Here is a 25,030-nt window from a genome sequence, read left to right on the forward strand (position 1 = left end):
TTTTTATTAAGATCTTAATAGATTTTTATTTCAATTTTTTCTTAACAGCAACTTCTTCATAAGCCTCTATAATATCTCCTTGTTTAATATCGTTAAATCCTTTGATTTGAATCCCACAATCATATCCTTTTGCAACCTCTTTTACATCATCTTTAAACCTCTTTAAGGCAGCTAGTACTCCTGTGTGAACTACAATACCATCTCTAATAATTCTTATCAATGAGTTTCTAAAGATTTTACCAGACATTACCATACACCCTGCAATATTTCCTACTTTAGATATTTTATAGATTTCTCTAATTTCAACATTACCTCTCACTTCCTCTTTCATATCTGGAGATAACATTCCTTCCATTGCATCTTTTAATTCATTGATGGCATCATAAATAATAGAGTATGTTCTAATATCTACTTCTTCTCTGTCAGCAATTGCTCTTGCATTACCTTGTGGACGCACATTAAATCCAATAATGATTGCATCTGAAGCAGACGCTAGTAACACATCTGACTCTGTAATAGCTCCAACTCCTTTGTGTAATATATTAACTTGGATTTCTTCTGTTGATAATTTCTGGAACGAATCTGTTAAGGCTTCTACCGATCCATCAACATCTCCTTTCAAGATAATATTTAATTCTTTAAAGTCTCCTAATGCTATACGACGACCAATTTCATCTAGTGTTAAGGTTTTTTGAGTTCTTACAGACTGCTCACGTTGCAATTGAGAACGTTTAGATGCTATTTGCTTCGCCTCTCTTTCATCATCAAATACATTGAACTTATCTCCTGCCTGAGGCGCCCCATCCAATCCTAATATTGATACTGGAGTTGATGGCCCCGCTTCTTTTAAATTCTTCCCTTTATCATCAAACATTGCTCTTACTTTTCCGCTGTGTTTTCCAGCCAATAAGTAATCTCCAATTTTCAATGTTCCTGCCTGTACCAAAATTGTAGATACATACCCTCTACCTTTATCTAACAAAGCTTCTACAACTGCTCCTGTTGCATTTTTATTTGGGTTTGCCTTTAATTCTAATACTTCTGCTTCCAATAATACTTTTTCTAGTAACTCATCAATTCCTTGCCCTGTTTTTGCAGAAATTTCTTGCGACTGAATATTACCTCCCCAATCTTCTACTAATAAATTCATAGCAGATAATTGCGTTTTAATATTATCGGGATTTGCATTTGGCTTATCAATCTTATTTATTGCAAATATAATAGGGACTCCTGCTGCTTGTGCATGAGAAATAGCCTCTTTTGTTTGCGGCATCACATCATCATCAGCTGCCACTACAATAATTACCAAATCTGTTACCTGAGCTCCACGAGCACGCATTGCCGTAAAGGCCTCGTGACCTGGAGTATCTAGAAATGCTATTTTTTGCTCTCCTACATTTACTTCATAAGCACCAATATGCTGTGTAATTCCACCTGATTCACCTTCAATTACATTTGCTTTACGAATATAATCTAACAGAGACGTTTTACCATGATCAACATGCCCCATTACTGTAATGATTGGTGCTCGATGTATTAAATCTTCCGGTCTATCTTCTACTTCTTCTATTGCTTCTTCTACCTCTGCTCCTACAAACTCTACTGTATAGTTAAATTCTTCAGCTACAATTGATAATGTTTCAGCATCTAGACGTTGGTTCATTGTCACCATCATTCCTAACATCATACAAGAAGATATAATATTTGTTACAGGAACATCCATCATAGTAGCTACCTCACTTACGGTAACGAACTCTGTAACCTTTAAAATCTTACTTTCTGCCTGCGCCGCTTGTAACTCTGCTTCATTCTGCTGACGATGCGCATCTCTTTTATCTCTACGATATTTTGCTCCCTTTCCTTTTTTAGATTTACCTTGAAGTTTTTCTAAAGTTTCTCTTACCTGCTTTTGTACTTGTGCTTCTGTTAATTCTTCTTTCTTAACAACAGGACCTCTTCCTCTTTGTCCGCCACGATTTCCGCCACGATTTCCACCACGGTTTTGAAGCGGTCTTCCGACGCCTCCTGATCTTGATCCTCCTGTAGAAGGCTTACTTATCCTCTTACGTTTCTTCTTTGCATCATCATTGCTCTTTGCCTCTGGCTTTTTCTTCTTAGGTCTTTCAAATTGTTTTAAATCAATTTTTTGACCTGTTATCTTAGGTCCATCTAACTTCTTATACTGAGTTTTAATTTTCTCAGCATTTTCAGGAGTGATCTCCACCTTCGGCTTCTTCTTTTCCACCTTAACTTCTTTCTTTACCTCTGGTTTTGTTACTGCTACCTTTTTGGGTTGTTCTTTCACAGGGTTCTTTATTTCAACCTCTTTAGAGACTTCTTTAATAGGCTCTTTTTTAGGTTCTTCTTTCTTTACTGGAGTTCGAACCACCTCTGGCTTTGGTGCCGGTTTTGGTGCTTCTTCTTTAGGCTTTTCAATAACTTTATCTATTATTGGCTTTTCCTCTACTTTAGGTATCTCTTTCACCTCTGGTTTCTCTTCTTTTTTAGAAGTTCCATCGATATCAATCTTACCTACAGTTTTTATTTCTAGCTTTTCTACTTTCGTTCGAAAAACTTCTTTTTTAGCTTCTTCTTCTAAACGTTTCTTTTCTTGCTTGGCCTCTAATTCTAAACGAATTGCTTCCTTTTCTTTTCTTTTTTCTTCCCCAACTTCTTTAGAAGCTACTTTTTTCGATTTATCTGTTTGGAAACCATCAAGCAACACTTGATACTCTGCATCTGAGATTTTTGTAGTAGGACGAGCCTCCACTTCATAACCCTTTTTAGCCAAGTGTTCAATTGCTCTATCTAAAGAAATATTTAATTCTCTTAAAACCTTATTTAGTCTTAATTTTCTAGCTTCAGCCATATATTATTTTTATGCCTTATTACAAAAAACACACTTTATACATTGTATAGTTATGTTCTTCAGTTTGTTGTCAGTATTAAAAATTATCTTGAATGTGCTTGAACTGACATTCCAAACACTATTTCATTATTCTTCAAATTCGTCTTTTAAAATTTGCTGAACATCTATAATCGTTTCCTCTTCTAAATCAGTTCTTTTTACCAATTCAGCTACATTCTGTTCAAGCACACTTTTGGCCGTATCTAAACCAATTTTCTTAAGCTCTTGGATTACCCATGCTTCAATTTCATCAGAGAACTCTGTTAACTCTACATCTTCTTCTTCAATTCCTTCTCTTTGCACATCTATTTCATACCCTGTCAATTGACTAGCTAAACGAATATTAACTCCTCCTCTACCAATTGCTTTAGATACTTCTTCTGGCTTCAAGAAAACATTTACACGTCCTTTTCTTCCGTCTTTCTCTTCTTCATAAGGTTTTATTTCCATTGAGCTTACTTTTGCTGGACTTAAAGCTCTTGCTATAAATAGCTGCTCATTTTTGGTATAATTGATAACATCTATGTTTTCATTTCCTAATTCACGAACAATACCATGGATACGAGACCCTTTTACCCCAACACATGCTCCTACAGGATCAATTCTATCATCATAGGAATCAACAGCTACCTTTGCCTTTTCTCCTGGAATTCTTGCGACCCCTTCAATGGTTATTAACCCATCAAAAACCTCAGGAATTTCTTGTTCAAACAATTTAACTAAAAAGTTTGGTGAGGTTCTTGACAAAATAATAGCAGGTTTATTTCCTCTTAATTCTACTGATTTTATCACCCCTCTCACAGCATCTCCTTTTCTAAAGAAATCAGAACGAATTTGCTCACTTTTTGGCAATACAATTTCATTTCCTTCATCATCTAACAAAATTACTGCATTATGACGAATATGATGTACCTCTGCACTATACAGATCTCCTTCTAACTGCTTAAACTGCTTAAATATATTAGTGCTATCATGCTCATGTATCTTAGATATTAGATTCTGACGCAATGCTAAGATAGCTCTTCTTCCTAAATCTATCAACTTAACTTCTTCAGAAACATCTTCACCTATTTCAAAATCAGGTTCTATCTTTCTTGCTTCTGCTAACTCTATCTCTTCATTATCATCTTCTGAAAAACCATCAGCAACAACCACACGATTTCTCCAAATTTCTAAATCTCCTTTATCTGGATTAATAATAATATCAAAGTTATCATCAGACCCAAACTTACGTTTTAAGGCAGCTCTGAAAACCTCTTCTAAAATAGACATTAACGTAACCCTATCTATACTCTTATTGTCTTTAAAATCTGAAAATGATTCTATTAACTCAATATTTTCCATTTCACTCTCTAGTTAAATATGATTTTCACTTTTGCTTCTTTAATTTCTGTGTACGATAACAATTGTTCTTTTTCTACTGTTACCTTACCTTTCCCTATTGGTTTTGGCTCTCTAGCCTTCCATTTCAACACAATCTCATTTTCATTCACTTCTGCGAGCACCCCTTCAAAAGAGTCGTTCTCTGTTTTAACCTTTAATATCCTTCCCAAATTCTTTTTATATTGTCTTTTCATTACCAAAGAATGAGAGATGTCTGGCGAAGTAACTTCTAAAGAAAAATCTTCCTCTTCTCTATCTAGATTATGCTCTATATTTCTACTAATTCTAATACATTCTTTCAAAGAAACTCCTTCATCTCCATCAACAATAACTTTTATTTTATTATCTGATAAAAAAGACAAATCAATTAAAAATAATGATTCGTTTTCACTCAAGGCTTCTTCTAGTAATTCTTTTACTTTGGACTGGTTCATTGTAGGTATAAAAAGAGGGGACTTTCCGTCCCCTTCATTTTCTTTTACTTTATTTTCAGTGCAAATATAGCAACTTATTCATTAATATACAAATAGGTTATTATTAGTTTTTTCACTATCTTTCAAGAGTTGTATCATATTTTTTAATTTAACCCCTTATAATTATGGAAAAAATACTAGTCCCTGTAGATTTCTCGAAACCATCTGAGTATGCTTCAAAAATCGCTTCAAAGATTGCTAAGAAAGCAAATAGTGAAATTCACTTACTCCACATGATAGAACTCCCTAGTGGAATCATAGACATGGGATCTGGAGCCAACTTCAGTATTCCTCAAAGTATGCTATACATTAGAAAAGTACGTGACCGACTGATCCATTACAAAAGCTTATTTTTTTCAAAAAATAATGATGTAAAACACGCTATACGTTTTCAAAATCCTTATGAAGGAATTCGCGATTACGGCAACAAGATAAATGCCGATTTAATTATCATGGGCTCTAAGGGTCATACAGCCATAGAAGAGATTTTAATTGGTTCTAATACCGAGAAAGTAGTACGAAATTCAGAAAAACCCGTTCTGGTCGCAAAAAGAGATGAAAAGAATTTTAATCCTAAAGATTTAATTTTCGCTTCAAGTTTTGAAGAGGATCAAAAACGAGCTTTTGAAAACTTTTTGGCATTCTCTAGCAAATTTAAAAAGAGTAAAATACACCTATTAAAAATAAACACTCCTCATAAATTTGAAAGTTCTCAATTTTCTAGAAAACGTATAGAGAGTTTTATCAAAGAATATGAGCTCCCTAAATATTCTATAAATGTGTATAATGACGCTTCTGTTGAAGAGGGAATTTTGAATTTTTCTGATGAAATTGATGCGGATATCATTTCTTTAAGCACCCATCAAAGAAGTGGTATATCTCATATTTTTAATGGTAGCGTTAGCAAAAACCTCTCTAAAAAAGCGATTAGACCAATGCTTACTTTTAAAGCTTAGATAAACATACGCTCATAAAACCAACAAATACTTAGGTAGCAGTTTTAAATTGCTACCTTTTATAACTAACATTCTCTCAAAAAATATCAAACCACACTATTAATTTGGACTTTTACAACTGTATATTCATGCATGAATTTTCTAGTATCAACACAAGAGCAATACCTTTTGATTGAAATTCAGTGTTTATTTTATATAAATGCTACTCCATAAAATTAGCACTTTTATGATTCTATTTAATTTTGCATTGAGTAACTTCCCTAAGTAAATCATTATTTTCAGCTTCTTTAAGAATTTACAAAAGCACCTCTTCTTCTTTCTCCTTTTCTACAAGCCTCCTTCTCACTAAAACAATGTATAAATTAACTCTTCAAATCCTTATTATTATTTATAATCCCTTCATCCACCACCAAATTATTTTTTATATCATTTGTAAAGAGTTTAATATAACATCGTCTAAGAACACATATAAAACGAAATACTAATGAAAAATTTATTAACATTTACCTTTGCTTTATTTTTTTTAGCAGCTATACAAGCGCAAACGGAAACATTTGACACTTTATTAAAAACAAATGTTACCAATAGTGGAAATGTAAACTACAAAGGAATAAAAAAAGAGGAAGCTAAATTAGACAACTATCTAGCTTATCTAGCAAAAACAACTCCTGATAAAAGCTGGTCAAAAAACAAAACAAAAGCTTTTTGGATAAACGCTTATAATGCATATACTATTAAATTAATTATAGATAACTACCCTATTAAAAGCATTCTAAAAATAAAAAAGAAAGGAAAAGACGCTTGGAATATTCCTTTTGCTAAAGTGGGTGGTAAAAACTATACATTAAACCATATTGAACACGAAATTCTTCGTAAAGAGTTCAGTGACCCTAGAATTCATGTAGGAGTAAATTGCGCCTCTATTTCTTGTCCAAAATTAGGAAACTTTGCTTATACTGAAAGTAATATCAATACGAAATTAGAAGCATTGATGAAAACATTTATCAACGACACCAGTAGAAATAAAATTTCAGAAAACAAATTACAACTTTCTAAAATCTTTGAATGGTTTAAAGGTGATTTTACAAAAACAGGTTCTTTAGTTGCCTATTTAAACAAATATGCTAATACTAAAATAGCCTCTAAACCTAAAATCAGGTTTTTAGAATACAATTGGAATTTAAACGGAAAATAGTACCTTTATTTTTTATTTGAAACAAAAAATAACATGTCAAAAACGTATTATGATCCTGCCGATTTACGCAAATTCGGAAAAATAACAACATGGAATGAAGAACTTGGAAACAAGTTCTTTGATTATTATGGAAAAGTTTTCGAAGAAGGCGCTTTAACAGCAAGAGAAAAATCTCTAATTGCATTAGCTGTTGCACATACTGAACAATGCCCTTATTGTATAGATGCTTATACAAAAGATGGGTTACAACGCGGAATCACTAAAGAAGAAATGATGGAAGCCATTCATGTTGGCGCTGCTATTAAAAGCGGTGCTACTTTAGTTCACGGAGTCCAAATGATGAACAAAGTGAACAAACTAGAAATGTAAAAAACTAATATTAAACTTATAGTAAGCAGCAAATAAGTTAGATGTCATAATGCTATTTACTATAAGTTTTACACGTACTAAATGAAAAAATCACTTTTAGCAAGGAATAACGATTTAGCAAATACACAACGTCAGCTAGAAATTTTATCGAGTGGAATTTTTGCCAACGGTGAACTACCTACATTCGCTGATAAAATAAAAGAAACAAATCAATTTCCTCTTCGTCCTAAAAAATTAGAAATTTTACAAATTAACCTAGGTTATATGTGCAATCAAGTTTGCGCACACTGCCATGTTGATGCTGGACCCGATCGAAAAGAAATCATGACCACTGAAACCATGCAACAATGCTTGGAGGTTATTAAAAATACAGGAGCTCATACTTTAGATCTAACAGGAGGAGCCCCTGAAATGAATCCTAATTTTCGTTGGTTTGTTGAAGAAGCTTCCAAAGCTGGTATAAAAGATTTTATTGTACGCTCTAACTTAACCATTATTAGAGCAAACAAGAAATATTATGATTTACCTGACTTTTTTAAAAAACATAATGTACACGTAATTTCTTCTATGCCACATTGGACTCGTGGAAAAACAGATAAACAACGTGGAAATGGCGTTTTTGATAAATCTATTAAAGCCTTACAAGAGTTAAATTCCGTGGGATATGGAATGCCTGATAGTAATTTAAAGCTCGATTTAGTGTATAATCCTTCAGGCGCTTTTTTACCTGGAGACCAAATGGCTTTGCAAAATGATTTTAAAAAAGCTTTAAAAGAAGATTTCAACATTGATTTCCACAACTTATTTGCCATTACTAATTTACCTATTAGTCGCTTTTTAGATTACCTAATTGCGTCAGAAAATTATGAAGATTATATGCATGCCTTAATAGAGGTATATAATCCTTTGGCTGTTGAAAATGTAATGTGCACCAATACCATTTCTGTAAGCTGGGACGGATGGCTTTACGACTGTGATTTTAACCAAATGTTAAATCTGAAAGTAGCTAGCAAAATAAAGCACATTTCTAAGTACAACGAAGAAATTTTGCAACATAGAAATATCATCATCAATCAGCACTGCTATGGCTGTACAGCTGGCGCAGGAAGCAGCTGCCAAGGAGTTGTAGCTTAAACCATCATGACAAATTCAAAAACAGCAATCTTAATTTTTGCAAATTCTGCTACTTATGAAGCCATATCAAAACCATTTCATAAGTCGGCTGCTGTATTTGACATACTCAATAAACAAACATTACAAACCGTTCAAAAAACAGGCATTCCTTATTTTTTATTTACTGAAAAAAATCAAAAGGGAATTTCTTTTGGAGAGCGTTATGTGAATGCTATAAAAACCGTTTTTAAATTAGGGTACAACGCTGTAATAACCATAGGAAATGACACTCCTCAATTAAAAACCAGTGATTTACTACACACAATTTGTCAAATAAATACCCCTAAAAACAATACAATTATAGGTCCTTCAACAGATGGCGGTTTCTATTTAATAGGAATTCAAAAAGAGCACTTTGATGAAGCTCGCTTTTTAGCACTTCCTTGGCAAACCAATCAATTGCTAAGCTCCTTAACGCTTTTATTAAAAAACACTACCACAAAAATTTCTTATTTAAAAGCATTAGCAGATATTGATCATATTAAAGATGCTAAACTATTTCTGAATAAATATGCTTTTATTTCCAATTATTTAAGATCTATACTTAGATCAATCTTTCTTTTTGAAAAGAAAATAACTCCCCTCATTACAGAATCAAAAACAACTTGCTTCTCTACCTTTTTTTATAATAAAGGGTCTCCTTTATTCGCCTAACAGCATTTACGAATTAAAATTACTGTACTAAAAATACATTTTTCCTTTCTTTTCACTAACAAAAGAAAATAAACAGGTATTTTTTATTGTACACTAATTCCAAACGTAACTCATTTAAAATTCACCTTATCATTTAATTAATTCATACAATAACAATATATGAAGCCACTGCATGCTTTTATATTATTATTACTTGCTAATAATATATACTCTCAAACTACCATAACAGGTAAAATAACCAGTAACACTGATGGAGCACCCCTCCCTTTTGTTACCATAACTAGCTCCAAAACAAACGGGACTGTCTCTGATGAAAATGGAACCTATCGCATTACTGTTCCTCCAAAAACAAAAGAATTAATTTTTTCTTTTATTGGATATGCTACTCAAAAAATAGCACTTAATAATAGTACTGTCATGAATGTTACTCTTATTGAAGACACTGAAAACTTAGAAGAAGTGGTAATCACGGCATTGGGAGTTCAAAGAGCTGCTAAAAAATTAGGATACGCTATTCAATCTTTAAAATCTGAAGACGTAAACAGCGTTAAATCTGTCAATTTCCTAGATAATTTATCAGGAAAAATAGCTGGAGTTTCCATCACCCAAGGAGCTACTGGAGTAGGCTCTTCTTCTAAAATAACAATTCGAGGTGAATCTTCTTTCTCAAATAATAATCCTCTTTTTGTGGTTGATGGAACTCCTATCAATAACGAAACTGTTTTTAACTTTACCAACGAAGCCGCTGCGGGATTTCAAGAAATTGATTTTGGTAATGGCGCCATGGAAGTAAATCCTGATGATATTGCATCTGTAAGCATATTAAAAGGCCCTAGTGCCGCAGCTTTATACGGTACAAGAGCTTCCAACGGTGTAATTGTTATTAAAACCAAAGGAGGTAAAACCTCCAAAGAACCTCAAGTAAGTATCAACTCCTCATTGTTTATTGATACTGCTTTTAAACTTCCTAAATTTCAAAATGAATACGGACAAGGTAATTCTGGTCAATTCACCTATACAGATGGACTCGGAGGAGGAATCAATGACAACATCACTTATTCATGGGGTCCAAAATTGGATGCTGGAATTTTAATTCCTCAGTTTGACAGCCCTGTTTTACTACCTGACGGAACAATCGTAAGAGGCGGAGATACTTCACTATATAGCGGAGCTAATATTACCCCTACGGAATTCAAGTCTAACCCAAACAATTTAAAAGACTTTTATAAAACAGGAATTACCTCTATTAATAATATTGCTATTGCTAATGGATTTGAAACAGGAAATTACAGATTGTCTTTTACAGACTTAAGAAGTGAATCAATCATTCCTGGAGTAAACTTAAACAGACAAACTGTTGCTACTAAACTAAACTTTAACCTTCATAACAAAACAACTGTTTCGAGTTTTATTAGTTATGCAAATTCTAATAGTGATAACAGACCTGCTAATGGATACGGTAGTGAAAATGTAAATTATTCATTAGTTGCCTGGGGTCCTCGTTCTCTTAACATTAATAACTTGAAAAACTATTGGCAACCTGGTTTAGAAAATATTCAACAGTACTCTTTTAATTATACTTTTTTTGATAATCCTTATTTTATCTTACATGAAAATCGAAATTCTTTTGAACGCGATCGAATTTTCGGAAATATTCAAGTCAAGCATCAATTATCTGATCAATTAAGTATTTCTTTCAGATCTGGAATGGATTATAGTAGTGAAATAAGACAATTGCGCCGTTCTTTCAGTAGCAATCGTTTTAAAAATGGCGGATATGCAGAGCATACTGTTTCTTATAGAGAAGTTAATACTGATTTCTTGATTAATTACCAAAATACATTTGCTAATTTTTCTTTAGATATTTCTTTTGGTGGAAATCGCCTAAATCAAACAGCCTCAACAAAACAATCGCAAACTGTCAATTTAGCACAACCTGGCATTTTTAATCTAAACAATGCTGCTTCTCCTATTGATATTTTTCAATTTAGTAGCAAAAAAAGAATCAATTCTCTATATGGAATCGCTAAACTAGGATATAAAGACGTTTTATTTTTAGACATCACAGGAAGAAATGATTGGTCGAGTGCACTGGCTACTCCTTTTTCTGTAGATGGCACCTCTTTCTTTTACCCTTCCATCTCTTCTAGTTTTATTTTATCGAACACCCTTCAACTTCCTAAAGCTATTTCTTTTGCTAAAATAAGAGCTAGTATTGCCCAAGTAGGTAATGATACTAGCCCCTACCAAACATCAGGTGCTTTTATTTCTCAAACCCCTGTCAATGGCCAACCAACGTTTAGCAATCAAAATTTTATTCCAAATCCTAATTTAAAACCAGAAAGTACAACATCTTATGAATTTGGAGCGGATATCCGTTTTTTTAATGACAGGTTAGGAGTTGATTTCACGTACTACAATTCGAATACAACAGATCAGATCATCTCACTACCTATTGCGGTTTCTTCTGGATACAATCATCAAGTTGTAAATGGCGGAGAAATAAATACGAGCGGATTGGAAATTATAATCAATAGTACACCAATTAAAAACAAAAACTTTAAATGGAATACTTCTTTTAACTTCGCTACAAATCGCGCTATTATTCAAAACCTACCTCAGGCTAATGGCCGTATTACATTGGCATATAGTAGAATTTACGATAGCGCTAATCAAACTGTTTGGTTTCAAGTAGAAGAAGGAGGACGAATTGGTGATTTTTATGGTACAGGTTATTTAAAAAATGAAAATGGCGACTTTATCATTGACTCCAATGGAAGATATATTGCTGACAATACCTTAAAAAAATTAGGAAATTACAATCCAGATTTCACCTTAGGATGGAATACCGATCTTACTTATAAAAACTGGAATTTAAATTTCCTTTTTGACTGGAAACAAGGAGGTAAATTAGTTTCAAGAACGAGTGCCTTAGGAAATGTAGGTGGTCAATTAGCCGAAACTTCGTACCGACCAGACGCTGGTATTATTGCGCAAGGAGTTGTAAATACAGGAACAGCAAACAACCCTATATACAAACCCAATACAAAAGCCATTTCAGCAGAAAGTTATTACCGTCAGTTTTACGATAGAAATCACGAAGAAAATAATACTTATGACGCTTCTTTCTTAAAACTAAGACAATTCGCTCTAAGTCACAGCTTCAATTTAAAAAACGATCGTTTTGGTCTTAAAAACGGAGGTGATTTAACCCTCTCTCTTATCGGAAGAAACCTTTTTTCTATTGCTGAAATACCTCACTTAGATCCAGAGCAATTAGCGGTTCAAGGAAATAGCTTCATCAATGGAGTGGAAGATATGAGCTATGCTACTACAAGAAGTATCGGGTTTAAAATAGGTTTAAATTTTTAAAAAGAAATCATGAAAAACAACAATAATTACATACTCTTTTTAGTACTTATTTTACTATCAAGCTGCACTAAAGATTTTCAAGAAATAAACACCAATACCAACAATCCTGTAAATGTGCAACCTAGCTTTTTATTACGGCAAGTCATTTACAATTTTGGAGAAAACATGAGTTATGAAGGATTTGTTGCTGGCGATTTATTAGCGCAACACAGAACTGCATTAGATTTTAATCTTTTTGACAGGCACGCTTTAAAATCGCCACAATTAGGCGGCAATCCTTGGGCTATCTTCTATAAAAATTTAAGAGATAACGAAATCATTCTAAAACAAGCCAATACCTCTACAGCAAATCTTGTTTATAAAGGACCTGCTTTAATTTTAAAAGCATATATGGCAATGGGGCTTACTGATTTATTTGGAGATGTTCCTTATTTTGACGCCTTTAAAGGTACAGAAGGAGTGGTAACCCCTACTTATGACCAACAGCAACGTATTTACTTAGATCCGAATGGTATTCTTGACAATCTTGACAATGCTATTACTGCATTAAAAAACTACAAGGGCATCACTCCTTTAGAAGGCGATATTTTATATCGTGGAAACCTGCAATCATGGATACAATTTGCAAACTCATTAAAAATCAAAGCGCTCATTCGTATTTCTAGTAAAGTAAATGTCAAAAACGACTTACAAAAGCTATACAATGAAGGCAATTACATAAAAGTCAATACCCAAAATGCAGTATTCGACTTTACCAATAGCGCTCCAAACAGTTTTAGACTCGCTCAATTAAGGGTAGGCGATTTTAACAATTTCGTACTGTCTGAAACAATGGAAGAAATCATGAATCGTTTAAATGATACTAGGCTTGCTACTTTATTCAGACCATATGCCAATGCTACTTCAAATGAATTTAATGGACTTATTAATGGGATTGATGCTTCAAATACTTCTATTGCCCTAGCTGATTACTCCTTAGCAGGCACTATTTTTAGAGAAGATACCGCTACTTTAGACGCTAACTTTTTAACTGCTTGGGAAACTTCTTTATTGCTAGCAGAAGCCGCTGAAAAAGGATTGATCATAGCAGATGCTAAAAAACTATATGAAACAGGAGTTACTTTAGCTTTTGAATATTGGAACACTGAATTACCTGCTAATTACTTAAATGAAAACGCTTCTTATAACGCTATTGGAACAACTCCTTTAGAACAAATTGCTACTCAAAAATGGATTTCAAGTGTTATTAATGGCTATGAAAGCTGGATTGAATATAGACGTACTGGATTTCCTAACTTAAAACCTATTGCTGCAAGTTTAAACAATAACTTAATTCCTATTAGAATGCCATACCCTCCTGAAGAAGAAGCATTGAATAAAAAAAATTACACTATTGCTGCACAAGCAACCAATAACAACAGTATAAACGTACCCGTTTGGTGGGATAATTAAAATATGGAAACAATTTATTGGCAATGGTTGCTAGTTATTATAACGAGCTTGGTATTCTTCTTTTTATCGCCATTAGCAACCTCAACAAAGCAGTTTTACAATGCCATTACTAAAAATAAAGCACCTAGTACCATAGTACTTACAGGAAGCTTAATTATCTCATGGATTTTTGCTAAAAGCATTACTAATGCTGCTAATCTCGGGGCAAAATTTGGCATTTTAGGAGGCATTGCTTATGCAGGATACTATCTTTCTTTTGCAATAGCTGGTATTTTAATTTACCAATTAAGAACTAAAGGCGGTTATCAAAGCATTCACCAATTTTTAACTTCAAAATTTGGAACATATGCAATGGTTCTTTTTTCTGTATTAATTGCTATTCGACTATTCAATGAAGTTTGGAGTAATACCATGGTTATTGGCACCTATTTTGGCCCCTCTAATTCCACCCCCTACTTCACTGCAATCGTAGTATTTACGATACTCACCCTAGCCTATGCTATAAAAGGAGGGCTAAGCAGCTCTATATTTACAGACACCATACAAATGATTTTATTTGCCATTTTGTTAATGGTTATTCTTTGGAATATTTTTTCATCCGAAAACCTCACGATGCAAGAGGTGAACACCTCAAGTGTATGGAGTTTTGAATTCGGACTTAATTTGTTGTTTGCAGCTATTATTCAATCTTTTAGCTACCCCTTTCATGATCCTGTATTAACTGATAGGGCTTTTATAAGCTCTCCAAAAGTTACTTTGAAAAGCTTTCTTTTAGCCAGCTTACTAGGAGGTCTTTGCATTATTCTTTTTAGTATTATTGGAGTATATGCAAAAGTAAATAACCTACAGGGTGATGCCGCTTTTGAAGTTGGCAAAGCATTTGGTATTATAGTACTGCTTATTATCAACTTTATCATGATAACTTCTGCCGCATCAACATTAGATTCTACTTTTTCTTCTTTCTCTAAATTAACCGCTATCGATTTAAGATTGGGAAAAACCATTTCTTTTGGAAGGGCTTCCATGCTCTTTATTGCCATTTTAGGCACTATTCCTGTTTTCTTGAATGCTGAAATTTTATCTGCAACTACTATTTCAGGTACTATGGTTATTGGATTGACCCCCGTTTTTGTATTCTGGAAATCAAAAGCTCCTAAAGAAAGTTTTTACCTAAGTGTTTTATGCGGACTCCTATTTGGTATTTTACTTGTTTTTGGGGCATTTCCTAACGAACTTATTTTTACCAAAGGAAAATATGCCGATTTACTTTGGGTAAATATCTGGGGCGTTTTAAGTTGTTTAATTATTTATATGATTCCAACATGGATAAAAAAATAGAAAATTTAGGAAAATTACATGGAAAAATACTCCTCTTTGGTGGGGCTTATAGCAATTTCCAAGCACTAACCGCATTAAAAGCGATAGCAGAACAATTGCAGATACCTCCTACAAATTGTATTGCTACAGGAGACATTGTGGGCTACTGCGCACAACCCGAAGAAACTATCCAACTTTTAAAAAAATGGAATGCAAAAAGTATTCTAGGAAATGTAGAAATACAACTAATTGATGATGCCGAAGATTGTGGTTGCGATTTTACAGAAGGATCTCGTTGCGATGGTTTTTCTAAACTATGGTATCCATTTGCAAAAACCAAACTCACCAATAACTCGTTGCACTATTTAAAAACACTTCCACACCATATTACTTTCCAAATAGGAACTAGAAAAGCTACCGTAGTACATGGATCTTTTTTCAATACTTCTGAATTCATTTTTAAATCTACTGATTGGTCTAAAAAATCACTTAATTTCTCAGAAACAAACGCTGATATCATTATTGCAGGGCACTGCGGGCTCCCTTTCTATGAGCAACAAAAAGAACGGCATTGGATCAACCCTGGAGTAATTGGTATGCCTGCCAATGATGGAAGCCCTGATGTTTGGTATGCCATCATAGAAGATACAGAAAATGCCTTAAAAGTTAGCTACAAAAAATTGGAATACGATTTTAATCTTGCTAGCAAATTAATGCAAACGCATGGACTTCCTAAAGAATACGCTCAAACATTAGTTACAGGAATTTGGGATAATACAGAAATTCTTCCCCCTAAGGAATCAGCATTACAAGGAAAAAGAATACCATTAATAGATTAAAAATCTACCAATTCTTTTAAAGAAACCTCTAAAGCCTTTGCGATTTCCAAAAGCGAATAAATAGTAGGGTTGACCCTTCCATTCTCTAACTTTTCGAGTGCTTGCCTATCTTTATTACAGGCTCTAGCCAAATCAGATTGACTCCACCCTTTTCGACTTCTTAACGCAATAACACGTTGGCCTACTTTCTTTTTAAGCTGTTCTTTATTCACCAAACAAATGTCAATGAATTATATTATAAATCCGTCATATAATAATTTGACAAGCGATATAAAAATATTATATTTGTCATATAAATAAATGACAAATGAAAAAGTGTAGGTTTTTAAAGATATACAGCAAGTTCCGATATCGTAAATGGGGAAATGATTATTTTGTACCAGAAATTAGACTTGAAGGTCTATGGCTTAAACAACTCGGATTTAAAGAAGGAGATCTTATAAAAATAGATCAAAAAAAGAGAAAACTAATAATAACGGTTAATAAGAAAAAAAACACTTTTCAAAAATAACCTCCCTTTTATTATTAGTAAAAATTAGTAATTTCAATTTGATACCTATTTTTAACAATTCTTATGCAATAAATATCATCATTTGATATCACTAACCCGTTGTGCATTTTAAACAATACTGATTTTAATATTATTGATATTTCTATCAAAAATAAATTTGTTTATATATTGTGTAGTTGTTAAAGCTGTTATTTTTGATAGTATTCGAGTTTTAAACCCTTCAAAAGATTTTGCATAGTTTTGTAAGTTGCCAAATTTCTAAGAAGAGCTCGGAACAAACAAAATCAAAAAACGTTATCTTTGTATTAATAACAAAGAGTTTATATATGGATATTCAATCCGAAAAATACAAATTAATAGAATGGTTGATTCATTTAAAAGATGCGTCAATAATATCCAAACTGAAGAACATCAAAAATGAAGCTTCAATTTCTGATTGGGCTGATGATATTTCAGAAACAGAAAAGTTATTGATTGAAGCTGGACTTAAAGATATTGAGAAAGAAAACACCTATACTCATGAACAAGTAATGAAAGAGATCCACCAAGCTTACGATATTTAATAAATGGAAATCATTTGGACCAGATCGGCTAGACTTACCTATATAGAGGTTCTTGAAAATCTTAAAAAAAGATGGACAAAGAAGGAGATGAAAAACTTTAATAATTTGACCAATCAATTATTAGAAAAAATCAAAAACAAACAAGTTACTCATCCATTTGCAAATGATAAAATAGGAATTCGAAAAGGAATAGTTCATAAAAATGTTTCTCTTTTTTATCAAGAAGATAGAGTAAATAATAAAATATATCTAGTTACCTTTTTTAATAATAGAATGAATCCTAAGTCCTTAAAAAAGCTACTAAAATAAGTACAGAGAATATTAAAAATCAATGGTTAAGAAATCATTGATTTTTTATTTATTAGTGTGAGGTCTGAAAACACACCTAAAAGAGAGGCATTAAAACACTTCAAAAATCACTAACAACAATCATAATACCTAACATACCCACAATTTAAAAAACCCCATACTCACACCAATATCGTGCATATAATTGATTATATCAAAAAGCTATTTTTATTTTTCATACTCACAATAAACTTAATCAAGTTCATATTCCAAAACACCAATCCATAAAATCACCTACCCAATTAAATATCAAAGCATTCCAATTTATAAAACCGATAATTCAACCCTATACCATACCCCCTATAATTTAAAACCACAGTAAAAAAGATTTATTTTCACAAAAAACAAAGCATCATGTTGTTATCATTTCACTTTTCAACGACAAACAAACCAATACCCTTTGTCAAACCAAACAAAATTTTAAATTCCTTAAAAGAAAAAGATTATTCGTAAATTTATATCAATAAAGTGATTGCAACTTTTTGTTTTGATTTGTAGGCATCAGAAAAAGTTGCAACCACTTCAATAAACACATTTTAATTTTTTGAATGATACATAACATCAAATCATGAAAAAACTAATTACGCTCTTATGCCTTGCAACAAGCTTCTCTATATGCGGACAAAAAGACTTATCGAAATTATTAAAGAAGCTAAATAATGAAAGCATTCCTTATATTTCTGTAGATAGCTTACACACAATTTCTAACAACGTCATACTCCTAGACGCAAGAGAACCAAAAGAATTCGACACCAGTCATTTACCCAATGCAATTCCCGTAGGATACAATTTATTTAACATACAACAAACAATACAGCAGCTTCCCGCAGATAAAAACGCTAAAATTGTTGTTTATTGCTCCTTAGGAATCCGATCGGAAGATATTGCCGAACAACTAAAAGCAAAAGGATATACAAACATCTTCAATTTATACGGAGGAATTTTCGAATGGAAAAACAAAGGAAAAACCATAGTCAACTCTAAAAACAACCCTACAAACAACGTCCACACCTTCAATAAAAAATGGAGCAAATGGCTTTTAAAAGGAAACAAAATATATGAATAAAAACCTATTATTAATTTTTACACGAAATCCTGAACTAGGAAAAGTAAAAACACGCTTAGCAAAAGCCGTTGGAAATGAAACCGCTTTAACAATTTACAAGTTTTTGCTCGATAAAACCAAAAAAGTTACACAAAACCTCAATTGCGACAAAGCCGTATATTATTCCGTACAAGTAAGAAACCATGATATTTGGGAGGAAAAAAACTATCAAAAAAAACTTCAAAAAGGAGAAGATTTAGGCATTAGAATGCACAACGCCTTTCAAGAAGCCTTTGAAAACAACTATGAAAAAGTCCTTATCATTGGTAGCGACTTATACGATTTAACCCCTAATCATATCCATGAAGCCTTTGATAAATTAAATTCGAATGAGGTGGTCATAGGCCCTGCAAAAGACGGAGGCTATTACCTTCTTGGTATGAAAAAACTAATACCTTCTATTTTTAAAAATAAAAACTGGGGTACCTCATCTGTAAGAAAAGATACTTTAAAAGATCTAGAAAAAGTAAACGTACATTTGCTAGAACCATTAAATGATGTAGATCTTATTGAAGATATTGAAGACCACCCTGCATTTTATCAATTTTTGAAATAACAACAATTACAATCAACAAATAATAGCAAATACCTTACATAAAACAAAAGGTAAACAATATAATGAAACAACAACAATTACAAGAAACCAAAAACTACTTAGTAGCCAAAGGAATAACCAAACCGAGTATCGGAATTATTCTAGGAACAGGTCTTGGACAACTCGTTCAAGAAATTGAAATAGAGCAAGAAATCCCTTATTCTGAAATTCCTCACTTCCCACAAGCAACTGTAGAATTCCATTCAGGTAAATTAATTTATGGTACCCTATCAGGCAAAAAAGTACTCGTTATGTCTGGAAGATTCCATTTATACGAGGGCTATAACTTATGGGAAGTAACCTATGGAGTACGTACCATGCACCAACTAGGCATTACAACATTACTAGTATCCAATGCTGCTGGAGCCGTTAATCTACAGTATAAAAAAGGCACCTTAATGCTCATAGAAGACCACATAAACCTGCAAGGAGGATCTCCCTTAGCTTTTAAAGGTGCTGGAAACTTTGGAGAGCTATTTGCCGATATGCTAGCTCCTTACTCTAAAAAAATAAACGCACAATTGAAAGGCATTGCTGCTGATCACGACATAGATTTGAAAGAGGGAGTTTACGCCAGTGTTGTAGGACCTCAATTAGAAACAAGAGCAGAATATAGAATGTTGCAAATTTTAGAAGTAGATGCCGTTGGAATGAGTACCGTACCTGAAGTAATTGTAGCCAAACATTTAAACTTACCTTGCGCAGCAATATCAGTACTAACAGACGAATGCGATCCTAAAAATTTGCAACCAGTAAATATCCAAGAAATCATAGAAATTGCTGGAAAAGCAGAACCTAAAATGATTACCTTATTTAAAGAATTGATAAAAATTATTTAATGCAAAAAAACAAACAAATAGCAGTAACTATCATTCGATTAATTCTTGGATTCATCTTCTTTTTTCAAGGCTTTGGAAAAGTTTTTAAATTTGGACTATACAATGTTTATACAAATTTTTTCTTAGCAAGCTACAGAGAAATACTCCCTGATTTTTTATTGCTATTTACCGCCTACTATACTTCAATCATAGAGTTAGTAGCGGGCTTTTTACTAATTATAGGCTTTAAAAGAGATATGGCTCTATACGCACTAGCAAGTGTTTTAGTGATTGTAACTATTGGTCATGGATTAAAAGAACCCGTATGGGATTTATCACACGTAATGTATAGAACCATTTTATTAGTAAGTTTGTTATTATTACCTACAGAATTAGACTTTTTTTCTATAGACAACCGCCTTTATACTAAATCAAAAAAACAAATATGAGTTACTTAGAAACCACACATAATGTATATAAAGAAGCTGCACTAACACCTGATGTTGGCTTATGCTGTACTACAAATCCTATTTGGGAACTACCTGGATTAAAAATTCCACGAATTATGCAAGAAATGAACTACGGATGTGGTTCTACAGTTCATGCACGCGATTTAACCAATAATCCTAAAATGCTATATGTTGGTGTTGGAGGGGGAATGGAATTATTACAATTTTCATATTTTAATAGAACTAAAGGAGGTGTCATTGGCTTAGATGTTGTTGACGAAATGCTAGAGGCTTCCCGTAAAAACTTTATTGCTGCCGAAGCACAAAACGACTGGTTTAAAAGTGAGTTTGTAGATTTACGCAAAGGAGATGCAATGAACCTACCAGTAGCAGACAATTCTATTGATGTAGCTGCTCAAAACTGTTTGTTCAATATTTTTAAATCTGACGATTTAAAAAAAGCAATTGCTGAAATGTACCGCGTACTAAAGCCACACGGCCGCTTAGTAATGAGTGACCCTACCTGCGAGCAAGAAATGAATGAGGAGCTTAGAAATGATGAACGTTTGCGAGCTTTATGTTTGAGTGGTAGCTTACCTATTGCTGAATATGTAAAAGCATTGACGGATGCTGGTTTTGGAACTATTGAAATTAGAGCTAGAAAGCCATATCGAATATTAGACCCTAAAAATTATCCTACTGATGAGTTAATTTATATAGAATCTATTGAAGTAGCTGCTATTAAAGATCCTATGCCTAAAGATGGCCCTTGTATTTTTACTGGAAAAGCTGCTATTTATTATGGAGACGAAGACTTTTTTGATGATGGAAAAGGCCATACTTTATTAAAAAATCAACCATTAGCTATCTGCGATAAAACTGCGGATGCATTAAAAGATTTAGGTAGAGATGACATCTTCATTTCACCAGCTACTTTTCATTATGATGGTGGCGGATGCTGCTAATAATAAACAAGCATACTAAAACCTTTCTAAGTTAACTTGGAAAGGTTTTTTTGTTAAAACTCATTTTTTCCCTATTCATGAAGTAAGCTCTAACAACTTACTGCGTCAAAACCGAAATACAAAAATCTTATTTAATGATCTTATTACTTCTTTTCATTGCTGCTTGCTTTTTAGCTTACAGTAATGGTGCAAATGACAATTTTAAAGGTGTAGCTACCTTATTTGGTGCTGGTATCACCAACTATAAAAAAGCTATAAATTGGGCTACTATTACCACTTTTTCTGGTTCTGTAGCCGCCATTTTTTTAGCCAAAGAACTCGTTAAAAACTTTTCAGGAAAAGGACTGGTTCCTAATGAACTTATACAAACACCCAACTTTGCTATTGCTATTGCCTTAGGAGCTGCACTTACTGTTTTTGCTGCCACTAAAATAGGCATGCCAATTTCTACTACTCATGGTTTAGTAGGAGGGTTATTCGGTGCTGGTGTTATGGCTGTTGGATCTGATTTTAATTTCGGAAAGTTAGGAAATACATTTTTAATGCCGTTGGTTGTTAGTCCGTTAATGGCTGCTATTTTAAGTTTATTGGCCTATCTATTATTTAAGTTTATAAAAAAACAAATTCCCAGCTTACATACAAAAAACCCTACTTTATTTGGTATTAGTGCTCCTAAAATACTTGATCGCTTGCATTACCTTAGTGCTGGTATTGTAAGTTTTGCTAGAGGCTTAAACGATACGCCCAAAATTGTAGGTTTACTAATTATTATCAATACCATTGACATCAAATGGAGTATGATTTCCGTAGCCGTTATCATGTCACTTGGTGGACTTTTAAACGCTAAAAAGGTAGGAGAAACAATGAGTAAAAAAATTACCAAAATGAATTCCGGACAAGGCTTTACTGCCAACATAGTTACTGGTTTATTGGTAACTACCGCTAGTGTTCATGGATTGCCTGTTTCTACAACACACGTTTCTGTTGGCTCTTTGTTTGGAATTGGAACTGCTACAAAAAAAGCAGATTATAAAGTAATTGGAAAAATTATTTTATCTTGGGTACTCACACTACCTATTGCTGCAATTATGAGCGCTGTTATTTTTAAAGTATTACAAGTAGTTGCTTAATTTTATAAAATATCTTTTTACTGTATTTATTTCCTTATTTTTATAAGGAAATAAATACCTCCAATACTTATGGAAAAGTATCTTAATATCATACGTAATTCCTATGCTAACTATTGGAATTACCTCAAACAGTCTGTTTTATTTGAATTGAATTGGGAAAACTATTTTTATGGACTCATACTAATATCACTCGTTGTTTGGTGCTTAGAAATACTATTCCCTTGGCGTAAAAACCAAGCCTTATTTAGAAAAGATTTTTGGTTGGATACCTTTTATATGTTCTTTAATTTCTTTTTACTAAACCTTATTGTTCTAATTGCCTTATCCAATACAGCAGCGGAACTTTTTAATGACCTACTCCATACCATAGGACTTTCTATAAGCCACTTTCAATTATTTGAATTGAATTCCCTTCCTTACCTGATAAAAATTTTAATCTTTTTTATCCTCATAGATTTTGTACAATGGTACACTCATACCCTACTACATAAGTATGATTTTTTATGGAACTTTCATAAAGTACATCACTCTGTAAAAGAAATGGGCTTTGCTGCTCACTTACGGTATCATTGGATGGAACCCGTCATTTATAATTCGATGAAGTACATTCCTTTAGCAATTATAGGCGGATTTAATGCAGAAGATGTTGCTATTGTTCATTTCTTTAACATCTTTATAGGACACTTAAATCATGCCAATGTTGGATGGGATTATGGGGTTTTAAAATACCTACTAAATAACCCTAAAATGCACATTTGGCATCATGCAAAAGAGCTACCTAAAGATAGAGAAAAAGGAGTTAATTTTGGAATCACATTAAGCATCTGGGATTACCTATTTAAAACAAATTACATTCCTTATAATGGAAAAGACATAGCACTAGGTTTTGAAAACGATGCTAGCTTTCCTAAAGATTTTATACATCAAGAAATATATCCACTAGGTAAAAAGGACTTTTAGATACTTTTCAATGTTACCCCACCCTAACAAACTTGTACAACTTTTTACCTCAATTTCTTGTACAAGATTCTTATACCTCTTCCAATAGTTTGTACAACTTTTTAACTCTATTTCTTGTACAAACTTTTTATACCCCTTCCAATAGTTTGTACAACTTTTTAACTCTATTTCTTGTACAAACTTTTTATACCTCTTCCAATAGTTTGTACAACTTTTTAACTCTATTTCTTGTACAAACTTTTTATACCCCTTCCAATAGTTTGTACAACTTTTTAACTCTATTTCTTGTACAAACTTTTTATACCTCCTCCAATAGTTTGTACAACTTTTTAACTCTATTTCTTGTACAAACTTTTTATACCTCCTCCAATAGTTTGTACAACTTTTTAACTCAATTTCTTGTACAAACTTTTTATACCTCCTCCAATAGTTTGTACAACTTTTTAACTCAATTTCTTGTACAAGATTTTTATACCCCTTCCAATAGTTTGTACAACTAAAAGAGGTGTGTTTAATCTTTTTCAAAAAAAACAAAAAACAAATAAAATAAAGAACATTGTTACTTTGTTTTTGGTGCTACGTAATTGTACTTGTATAAGAATACGTAGTTATACGCTATGAATCAAAAGCCGCTCATTTAAAACATACTAGCCTTTGTATTTTTATTTTTAGATTTTTGTTTTTTATTGTTTTTTTAAATACATTTGAAGAAGAAAAACTGTTATTAAAAAGTAAAAGAATGCCTATTGTTGCTAAATTATATATTGGAAATGTAGAAAGAATACTACAACATGTATTGGTAGAATACGAGCGCTATACTCGAAAAACAGGAAGACCAGCTACTGAAACTCTTGGCGGGTATGTTACTGTTTTTTTTACACCCAAAGGAGAGGAAGATCATATTTTAAAATGGATGTTTACACATAGAATGGAGGATAAAACGATTGCGTATCCTTATAATCTATATACTTTAAAAAATGCCGAAGTGGTATTTTATCAAGACGATTTTGATGGGCAAATCCTTTTTAAATATAAGTTAGTTGATTGCTTGCCTATTTATTATAAGGAGTACTTTGATGTACAAAGGGGAATGATTACTGAGCTAACCCTTTCTGCTGCTATACAATATTTTAAAAACCTACCTCCATTAATTAAATCTTGGAATGAGTCTTGGACTCCTAGGCACGAATACAAACCTCAAAGCATGGAGGATACGAGGCCTCGAATGAAGTGTTTTTATACGGACTTAGAAGGTAATACACAAGCCAACCCCACTACAGGAGAGGAAATATATGCAGTAGTAAGCACTCAAAATTTAATAGGACAAATCATAACTATTGACCTTAGCAATCATACCAAAGATTTTATATATAATGGTGAACGAATTGAAGATGATTGTATTAAAAACTTTCATATTACCGCCAATACACATAAAATAAAGCTAAAAGTAGTCGCACAGCAAGAAGAAGATAGAGAAATTTTAACAAATTAAACA

At 32.8% G+C, this 25,030-nt stretch carries 25 protein-coding genes and 1 pseudogene; 20 read left to right on the plus strand and 6 right to left on the minus strand.

Annotation, left to right across the window (positions count from 1 at the left end):
* Positions 1 to 25: 25 nt before the first annotated feature.
* The 3 genes from infB to rimP form a co-directional block, all read right to left on the minus strand.
* Positions 26 to 2,869 (minus strand): translation initiation factor IF-2, encoded by a 2,844-nt coding sequence (gene infB / locus MARIT_RS13880; protein ID WP_100211811.1) that lies wholly within the window; start codon positions 2,867 to 2,869, stop codon positions 26 to 28.
* Positions 2,870 to 2,995: 126 nt separating this feature from the next.
* A complete protein-coding gene (nusA, locus tag MARIT_RS13885; RefSeq protein WP_100211812.1) occupies positions 2,996 to 4,252 on the minus strand; it encodes a transcription termination factor NusA in 1,257 nt (418 codons plus the stop codon).
* 8 nt (positions 4,253 to 4,260) lie between these two features.
* Complete coding sequence (rimP, locus tag MARIT_RS13890) at positions 4,261 to 4,725, minus strand: ribosome assembly cofactor RimP (RefSeq protein ID WP_024741509.1); 465 nt, start codon at positions 4,723 to 4,725, stop codon at positions 4,261 to 4,263.
* Positions 4,726 to 4,889: 164 nt separating this feature from the next.
* Between rimP and MARIT_RS13895 the strand changes: the two genes are divergently transcribed.
* The 9 genes from MARIT_RS13895 to MARIT_RS13935 all read left to right on the plus strand — a co-directional run bounded on the left by MARIT_RS13895 (position 4,890) and on the right by MARIT_RS13935 (position 16,091).
* Positions 4,890 to 5,720, plus strand: coding sequence for a universal stress protein (locus MARIT_RS13895; protein ID WP_024741508.1), 831 nt, complete (start codon positions 4,890 to 4,892; stop codon positions 5,718 to 5,720).
* Positions 5,721 to 6,204: 484 nt separating this feature from the next.
* Positions 6,205 to 6,915: a DUF547 domain-containing protein gene (locus tag MARIT_RS13900; protein WP_100211813.1), complete on the plus strand. Its 711-nt coding sequence runs from the start codon at positions 6,205 to 6,207 to the stop codon at positions 6,913 to 6,915.
* Between the two features lie 33 nt (positions 6,916 to 6,948).
* A complete protein-coding gene (locus MARIT_RS13905; RefSeq protein ID WP_024741506.1) occupies positions 6,949 to 7,284 on the plus strand; it encodes an arsenosugar biosynthesis-associated peroxidase-like protein in 336 nt (111 codons plus the stop codon).
* Positions 7,285 to 7,365: 81 nt separating this feature from the next.
* On the plus strand, positions 7,366 to 8,418 hold the full coding sequence (arsS, locus tag MARIT_RS13910) for an arsenosugar biosynthesis radical SAM (seleno)protein ArsS (protein WP_024741505.1): 1,053 nt from the start codon (positions 7,366 to 7,368) through the stop codon (positions 8,416 to 8,418).
* Between the two features lie 6 nt (positions 8,419 to 8,424).
* Positions 8,425 to 9,111, plus strand: a complete 687-nt coding sequence (locus MARIT_RS13915) for a DUF2064 domain-containing protein (RefSeq protein WP_100211814.1) — start codon at positions 8,425 to 8,427, stop codon at positions 9,109 to 9,111.
* A gap of 159 nt (positions 9,112 to 9,270) precedes the next feature.
* Positions 9,271 to 12,483, plus strand: a complete 3,213-nt coding sequence (locus MARIT_RS13920; RefSeq protein ID WP_100211815.1) for a SusC/RagA family TonB-linked outer membrane protein — start codon at positions 9,271 to 9,273, stop codon at positions 12,481 to 12,483.
* Positions 12,484 to 12,492: 9 nt separating this feature from the next.
* Complete coding sequence (locus MARIT_RS13925; protein ID WP_100211816.1) at positions 12,493 to 13,935, plus strand: SusD/RagB family nutrient-binding outer membrane lipoprotein; 1,443 nt, start codon at positions 12,493 to 12,495, stop codon at positions 13,933 to 13,935.
* Positions 13,936 to 13,938: 3 nt separating this feature from the next.
* Entirely contained in the window at positions 13,939 to 15,273 is a 1,335-nt protein-coding gene (locus MARIT_RS13930; protein WP_100211817.1) for an SLC5/6 family protein, read from the plus strand.
* The gene (locus tag MARIT_RS13935) at positions 15,258 to 16,091 is read left to right on the plus strand and encodes a metallophosphoesterase family protein (protein WP_100212050.1); all 834 of its coding nucleotides are present in this window, start codon (positions 15,258 to 15,260) and stop codon (positions 16,089 to 16,091) included. Before MARIT_RS13930 ends, MARIT_RS13935 begins: the two co-directional genes overlap by 16 nt.
* On the opposite strand, the gene MARIT_RS13940 is transcribed toward MARIT_RS13935, so the two are convergent.
* Positions 16,088 to 16,303: a helix-turn-helix domain-containing protein gene (locus MARIT_RS13940; RefSeq protein WP_100211818.1), complete on the minus strand. Its 216-nt coding sequence runs from the start codon at positions 16,301 to 16,303 to the stop codon at positions 16,088 to 16,090. The genes MARIT_RS13935 and MARIT_RS13940 overlap by 4 nt on opposite strands.
* A 95-nt stretch (positions 16,304 to 16,398) precedes the next feature.
* Here MARIT_RS13940 and MARIT_RS13945 point away from each other — a divergent pair, with 95 nt between their 5' ends.
* Complete coding sequence (locus tag MARIT_RS13945; protein WP_100211819.1) at positions 16,399 to 16,602, plus strand: SymE family type I addiction module toxin; 204 nt, start codon at positions 16,399 to 16,401, stop codon at positions 16,600 to 16,602.
* Positions 16,603 to 16,710: 108 nt separating this feature from the next.
* Here the strand turns inward: MARIT_RS13945 and MARIT_RS13950 are convergent.
* Positions 16,711 to 16,845 (minus strand): annotated as a pseudogene (locus MARIT_RS13950) (IS982 family transposase); the annotation flags it as partial.
* Positions 16,846 to 16,928: 83 nt separating this feature from the next.
* Between MARIT_RS13950 and MARIT_RS13955 the strand changes: the two are divergent.
* From MARIT_RS13955 to MARIT_RS13995, 9 genes are all read left to right on the plus strand, one after another.
* Positions 16,929 to 17,165: a hypothetical protein gene (locus MARIT_RS13955; RefSeq protein WP_100211820.1), complete on the plus strand. Its 237-nt coding sequence runs from the start codon at positions 16,929 to 16,931 to the stop codon at positions 17,163 to 17,165.
* Between the two features lie 3 nt (positions 17,166 to 17,168).
* Entirely contained in the window at positions 17,169 to 17,474 is a 306-nt protein-coding gene (locus MARIT_RS13960; RefSeq protein WP_100211821.1) for a hypothetical protein, read from the plus strand.
* 607 nt (positions 17,475 to 18,081) lie between these two features.
* On the plus strand, positions 18,082 to 18,579 hold the full coding sequence (locus MARIT_RS13965) for a rhodanese-like domain-containing protein (protein WP_024741497.1): 498 nt from the start codon (positions 18,082 to 18,084) through the stop codon (positions 18,577 to 18,579).
* On the plus strand, positions 18,572 to 19,174 hold the full coding sequence (locus tag MARIT_RS13970) for a TIGR04282 family arsenosugar biosynthesis glycosyltransferase (RefSeq protein WP_024741496.1): 603 nt from the start codon (positions 18,572 to 18,574) through the stop codon (positions 19,172 to 19,174). The genes MARIT_RS13965 and MARIT_RS13970 overlap by 8 nt, the downstream gene beginning before the upstream one ends.
* A 62-nt stretch (positions 19,175 to 19,236) precedes the next feature.
* Positions 19,237 to 20,052, plus strand: a complete 816-nt coding sequence (locus tag MARIT_RS13975; protein WP_024741495.1) for a purine-nucleoside phosphorylase — start codon at positions 19,237 to 19,239, stop codon at positions 20,050 to 20,052.
* Positions 20,052 to 20,480: a DoxX family membrane protein gene (locus MARIT_RS13980; protein WP_024741494.1), complete on the plus strand. Its 429-nt coding sequence runs from the start codon at positions 20,052 to 20,054 to the stop codon at positions 20,478 to 20,480. Before MARIT_RS13975 ends, MARIT_RS13980 begins: the two co-directional genes overlap by 1 nt.
* Complete coding sequence (gene arsM / locus MARIT_RS13985) at positions 20,477 to 21,445, plus strand: arsenosugar biosynthesis arsenite methyltransferase ArsM (RefSeq protein WP_100211822.1); 969 nt, start codon at positions 20,477 to 20,479, stop codon at positions 21,443 to 21,445. The genes MARIT_RS13980 and arsM overlap by 4 nt, the downstream gene beginning before the upstream one ends.
* A gap of 134 nt (positions 21,446 to 21,579) precedes the next feature.
* On the plus strand, positions 21,580 to 22,575 hold the full coding sequence (locus MARIT_RS13990) for an inorganic phosphate transporter (RefSeq protein ID WP_100211823.1): 996 nt from the start codon (positions 21,580 to 21,582) through the stop codon (positions 22,573 to 22,575).
* 69 nt (positions 22,576 to 22,644) lie between these two features.
* Positions 22,645 to 23,535, plus strand: coding sequence for a sterol desaturase family protein (locus tag MARIT_RS13995; RefSeq protein WP_024741491.1), 891 nt, complete (start codon positions 22,645 to 22,647; stop codon positions 23,533 to 23,535).
* Here MARIT_RS13995 and MARIT_RS14000 read toward each other — a convergent pair.
* Positions 23,515 to 24,060: a hypothetical protein gene (locus tag MARIT_RS14000; RefSeq protein WP_157926296.1), complete on the minus strand. Its 546-nt coding sequence runs from the start codon at positions 24,058 to 24,060 to the stop codon at positions 23,515 to 23,517. The two genes, MARIT_RS13995 and MARIT_RS14000, sit on opposite strands and share 21 nt — an antisense overlap.
* A gap of 214 nt (positions 24,061 to 24,274) precedes the next feature.
* Between MARIT_RS14000 and tssD the strand changes: the two genes are divergently transcribed.
* Positions 24,275 to 25,027, plus strand: coding sequence for a type VI secretion system tube protein TssD (gene tssD / locus MARIT_RS14005; RefSeq protein WP_157926240.1), 753 nt, complete (start codon positions 24,275 to 24,277; stop codon positions 25,025 to 25,027).
* The last annotated feature ends 3 nt before the right edge of the window (positions 25,028 to 25,030 follow it).

Origin of the sequence: Tenacibaculum maritimum NCIMB 2154, assembly GCF_900119795.1 — a bacterium.
Taxonomy (GTDB): Bacteria; Bacteroidota; Bacteroidia; order Flavobacteriales; family Flavobacteriaceae; genus Polaribacter; species Polaribacter maritimus.

What these genes read in the sequence shown, in the direction of transcription:
- infB (WP_100211811.1), bottom strand. Translation starts at nt 2,869, where the DNA reads ATGGCTGAAGCTAGAAAATTAAGACTAAATAAGGTTTTAAGAGAATTA.
- nusA (WP_100211812.1), bottom strand. Translation starts at nt 4,252, where the DNA reads ATGGAAAATATTGAGTTAATAGAATCATTTTCAGATTTTAAAGACAAT.
- rimP (WP_024741509.1), bottom strand. Translation starts at nt 4,725, where the DNA reads ATGAACCAGTCCAAAGTAAAAGAATTACTAGAAGAAGCCTTGAGTGAA.
- MARIT_RS13895 (WP_024741508.1), top strand. Translation starts at nt 4,890, where the DNA reads ATGGAAAAAATACTAGTCCCTGTAGATTTCTCGAAACCATCTGAGTAT.
- MARIT_RS13900 (WP_100211813.1), top strand. Translation starts at nt 6,205, where the DNA reads ATGAAAAATTTATTAACATTTACCTTTGCTTTATTTTTTTTAGCAGCT.
- MARIT_RS13905 (WP_024741506.1), top strand. Translation starts at nt 6,949, where the DNA reads ATGTCAAAAACGTATTATGATCCTGCCGATTTACGCAAATTCGGAAAA.
- arsS (WP_024741505.1), top strand. Translation starts at nt 7,366, where the DNA reads ATGAAAAAATCACTTTTAGCAAGGAATAACGATTTAGCAAATACACAA.
- MARIT_RS13915 (WP_100211814.1), top strand. Translation starts at nt 8,425, where the DNA reads ATGACAAATTCAAAAACAGCAATCTTAATTTTTGCAAATTCTGCTACT.
- MARIT_RS13920 (WP_100211815.1), top strand. Translation starts at nt 9,271, where the DNA reads ATGAAGCCACTGCATGCTTTTATATTATTATTACTTGCTAATAATATA.
- MARIT_RS13925 (WP_100211816.1), top strand. Translation starts at nt 12,493, where the DNA reads ATGAAAAACAACAATAATTACATACTCTTTTTAGTACTTATTTTACTA.
- MARIT_RS13930 (WP_100211817.1), top strand. Translation starts at nt 13,939, where the DNA reads ATGGAAACAATTTATTGGCAATGGTTGCTAGTTATTATAACGAGCTTG.
- MARIT_RS13935 (WP_100212050.1), top strand. Translation starts at nt 15,258, where the DNA reads ATGGATAAAAAAATAGAAAATTTAGGAAAATTACATGGAAAAATACTC.
- MARIT_RS13945 (WP_100211819.1), top strand. Translation starts at nt 16,399, where the DNA reads ATGAAAAAGTGTAGGTTTTTAAAGATATACAGCAAGTTCCGATATCGT.
- MARIT_RS13955 (WP_100211820.1), top strand. Translation starts at nt 16,929, where the DNA reads ATGGATATTCAATCCGAAAAATACAAATTAATAGAATGGTTGATTCAT.
- MARIT_RS13960 (WP_100211821.1), top strand. Translation starts at nt 17,169, where the DNA reads ATGGAAATCATTTGGACCAGATCGGCTAGACTTACCTATATAGAGGTT.
- MARIT_RS13965 (WP_024741497.1), top strand. Translation starts at nt 18,082, where the DNA reads ATGAAAAAACTAATTACGCTCTTATGCCTTGCAACAAGCTTCTCTATA.
- MARIT_RS13970 (WP_024741496.1), top strand. Translation starts at nt 18,572, where the DNA reads ATGAATAAAAACCTATTATTAATTTTTACACGAAATCCTGAACTAGGA.
- MARIT_RS13975 (WP_024741495.1), top strand. Translation starts at nt 19,237, where the DNA reads ATGAAACAACAACAATTACAAGAAACCAAAAACTACTTAGTAGCCAAA.
- MARIT_RS13980 (WP_024741494.1), top strand. Translation starts at nt 20,052, where the DNA reads ATGCAAAAAAACAAACAAATAGCAGTAACTATCATTCGATTAATTCTT.
- arsM (WP_100211822.1), top strand. Translation starts at nt 20,477, where the DNA reads ATGAGTTACTTAGAAACCACACATAATGTATATAAAGAAGCTGCACTA.
- MARIT_RS13990 (WP_100211823.1), top strand. Translation starts at nt 21,580, where the DNA reads ATGATCTTATTACTTCTTTTCATTGCTGCTTGCTTTTTAGCTTACAGT.
- MARIT_RS13995 (WP_024741491.1), top strand. Translation starts at nt 22,645, where the DNA reads ATGGAAAAGTATCTTAATATCATACGTAATTCCTATGCTAACTATTGG.
- tssD (WP_157926240.1), top strand. Translation starts at nt 24,275, where the DNA reads ATGCCTATTGTTGCTAAATTATATATTGGAAATGTAGAAAGAATACTA.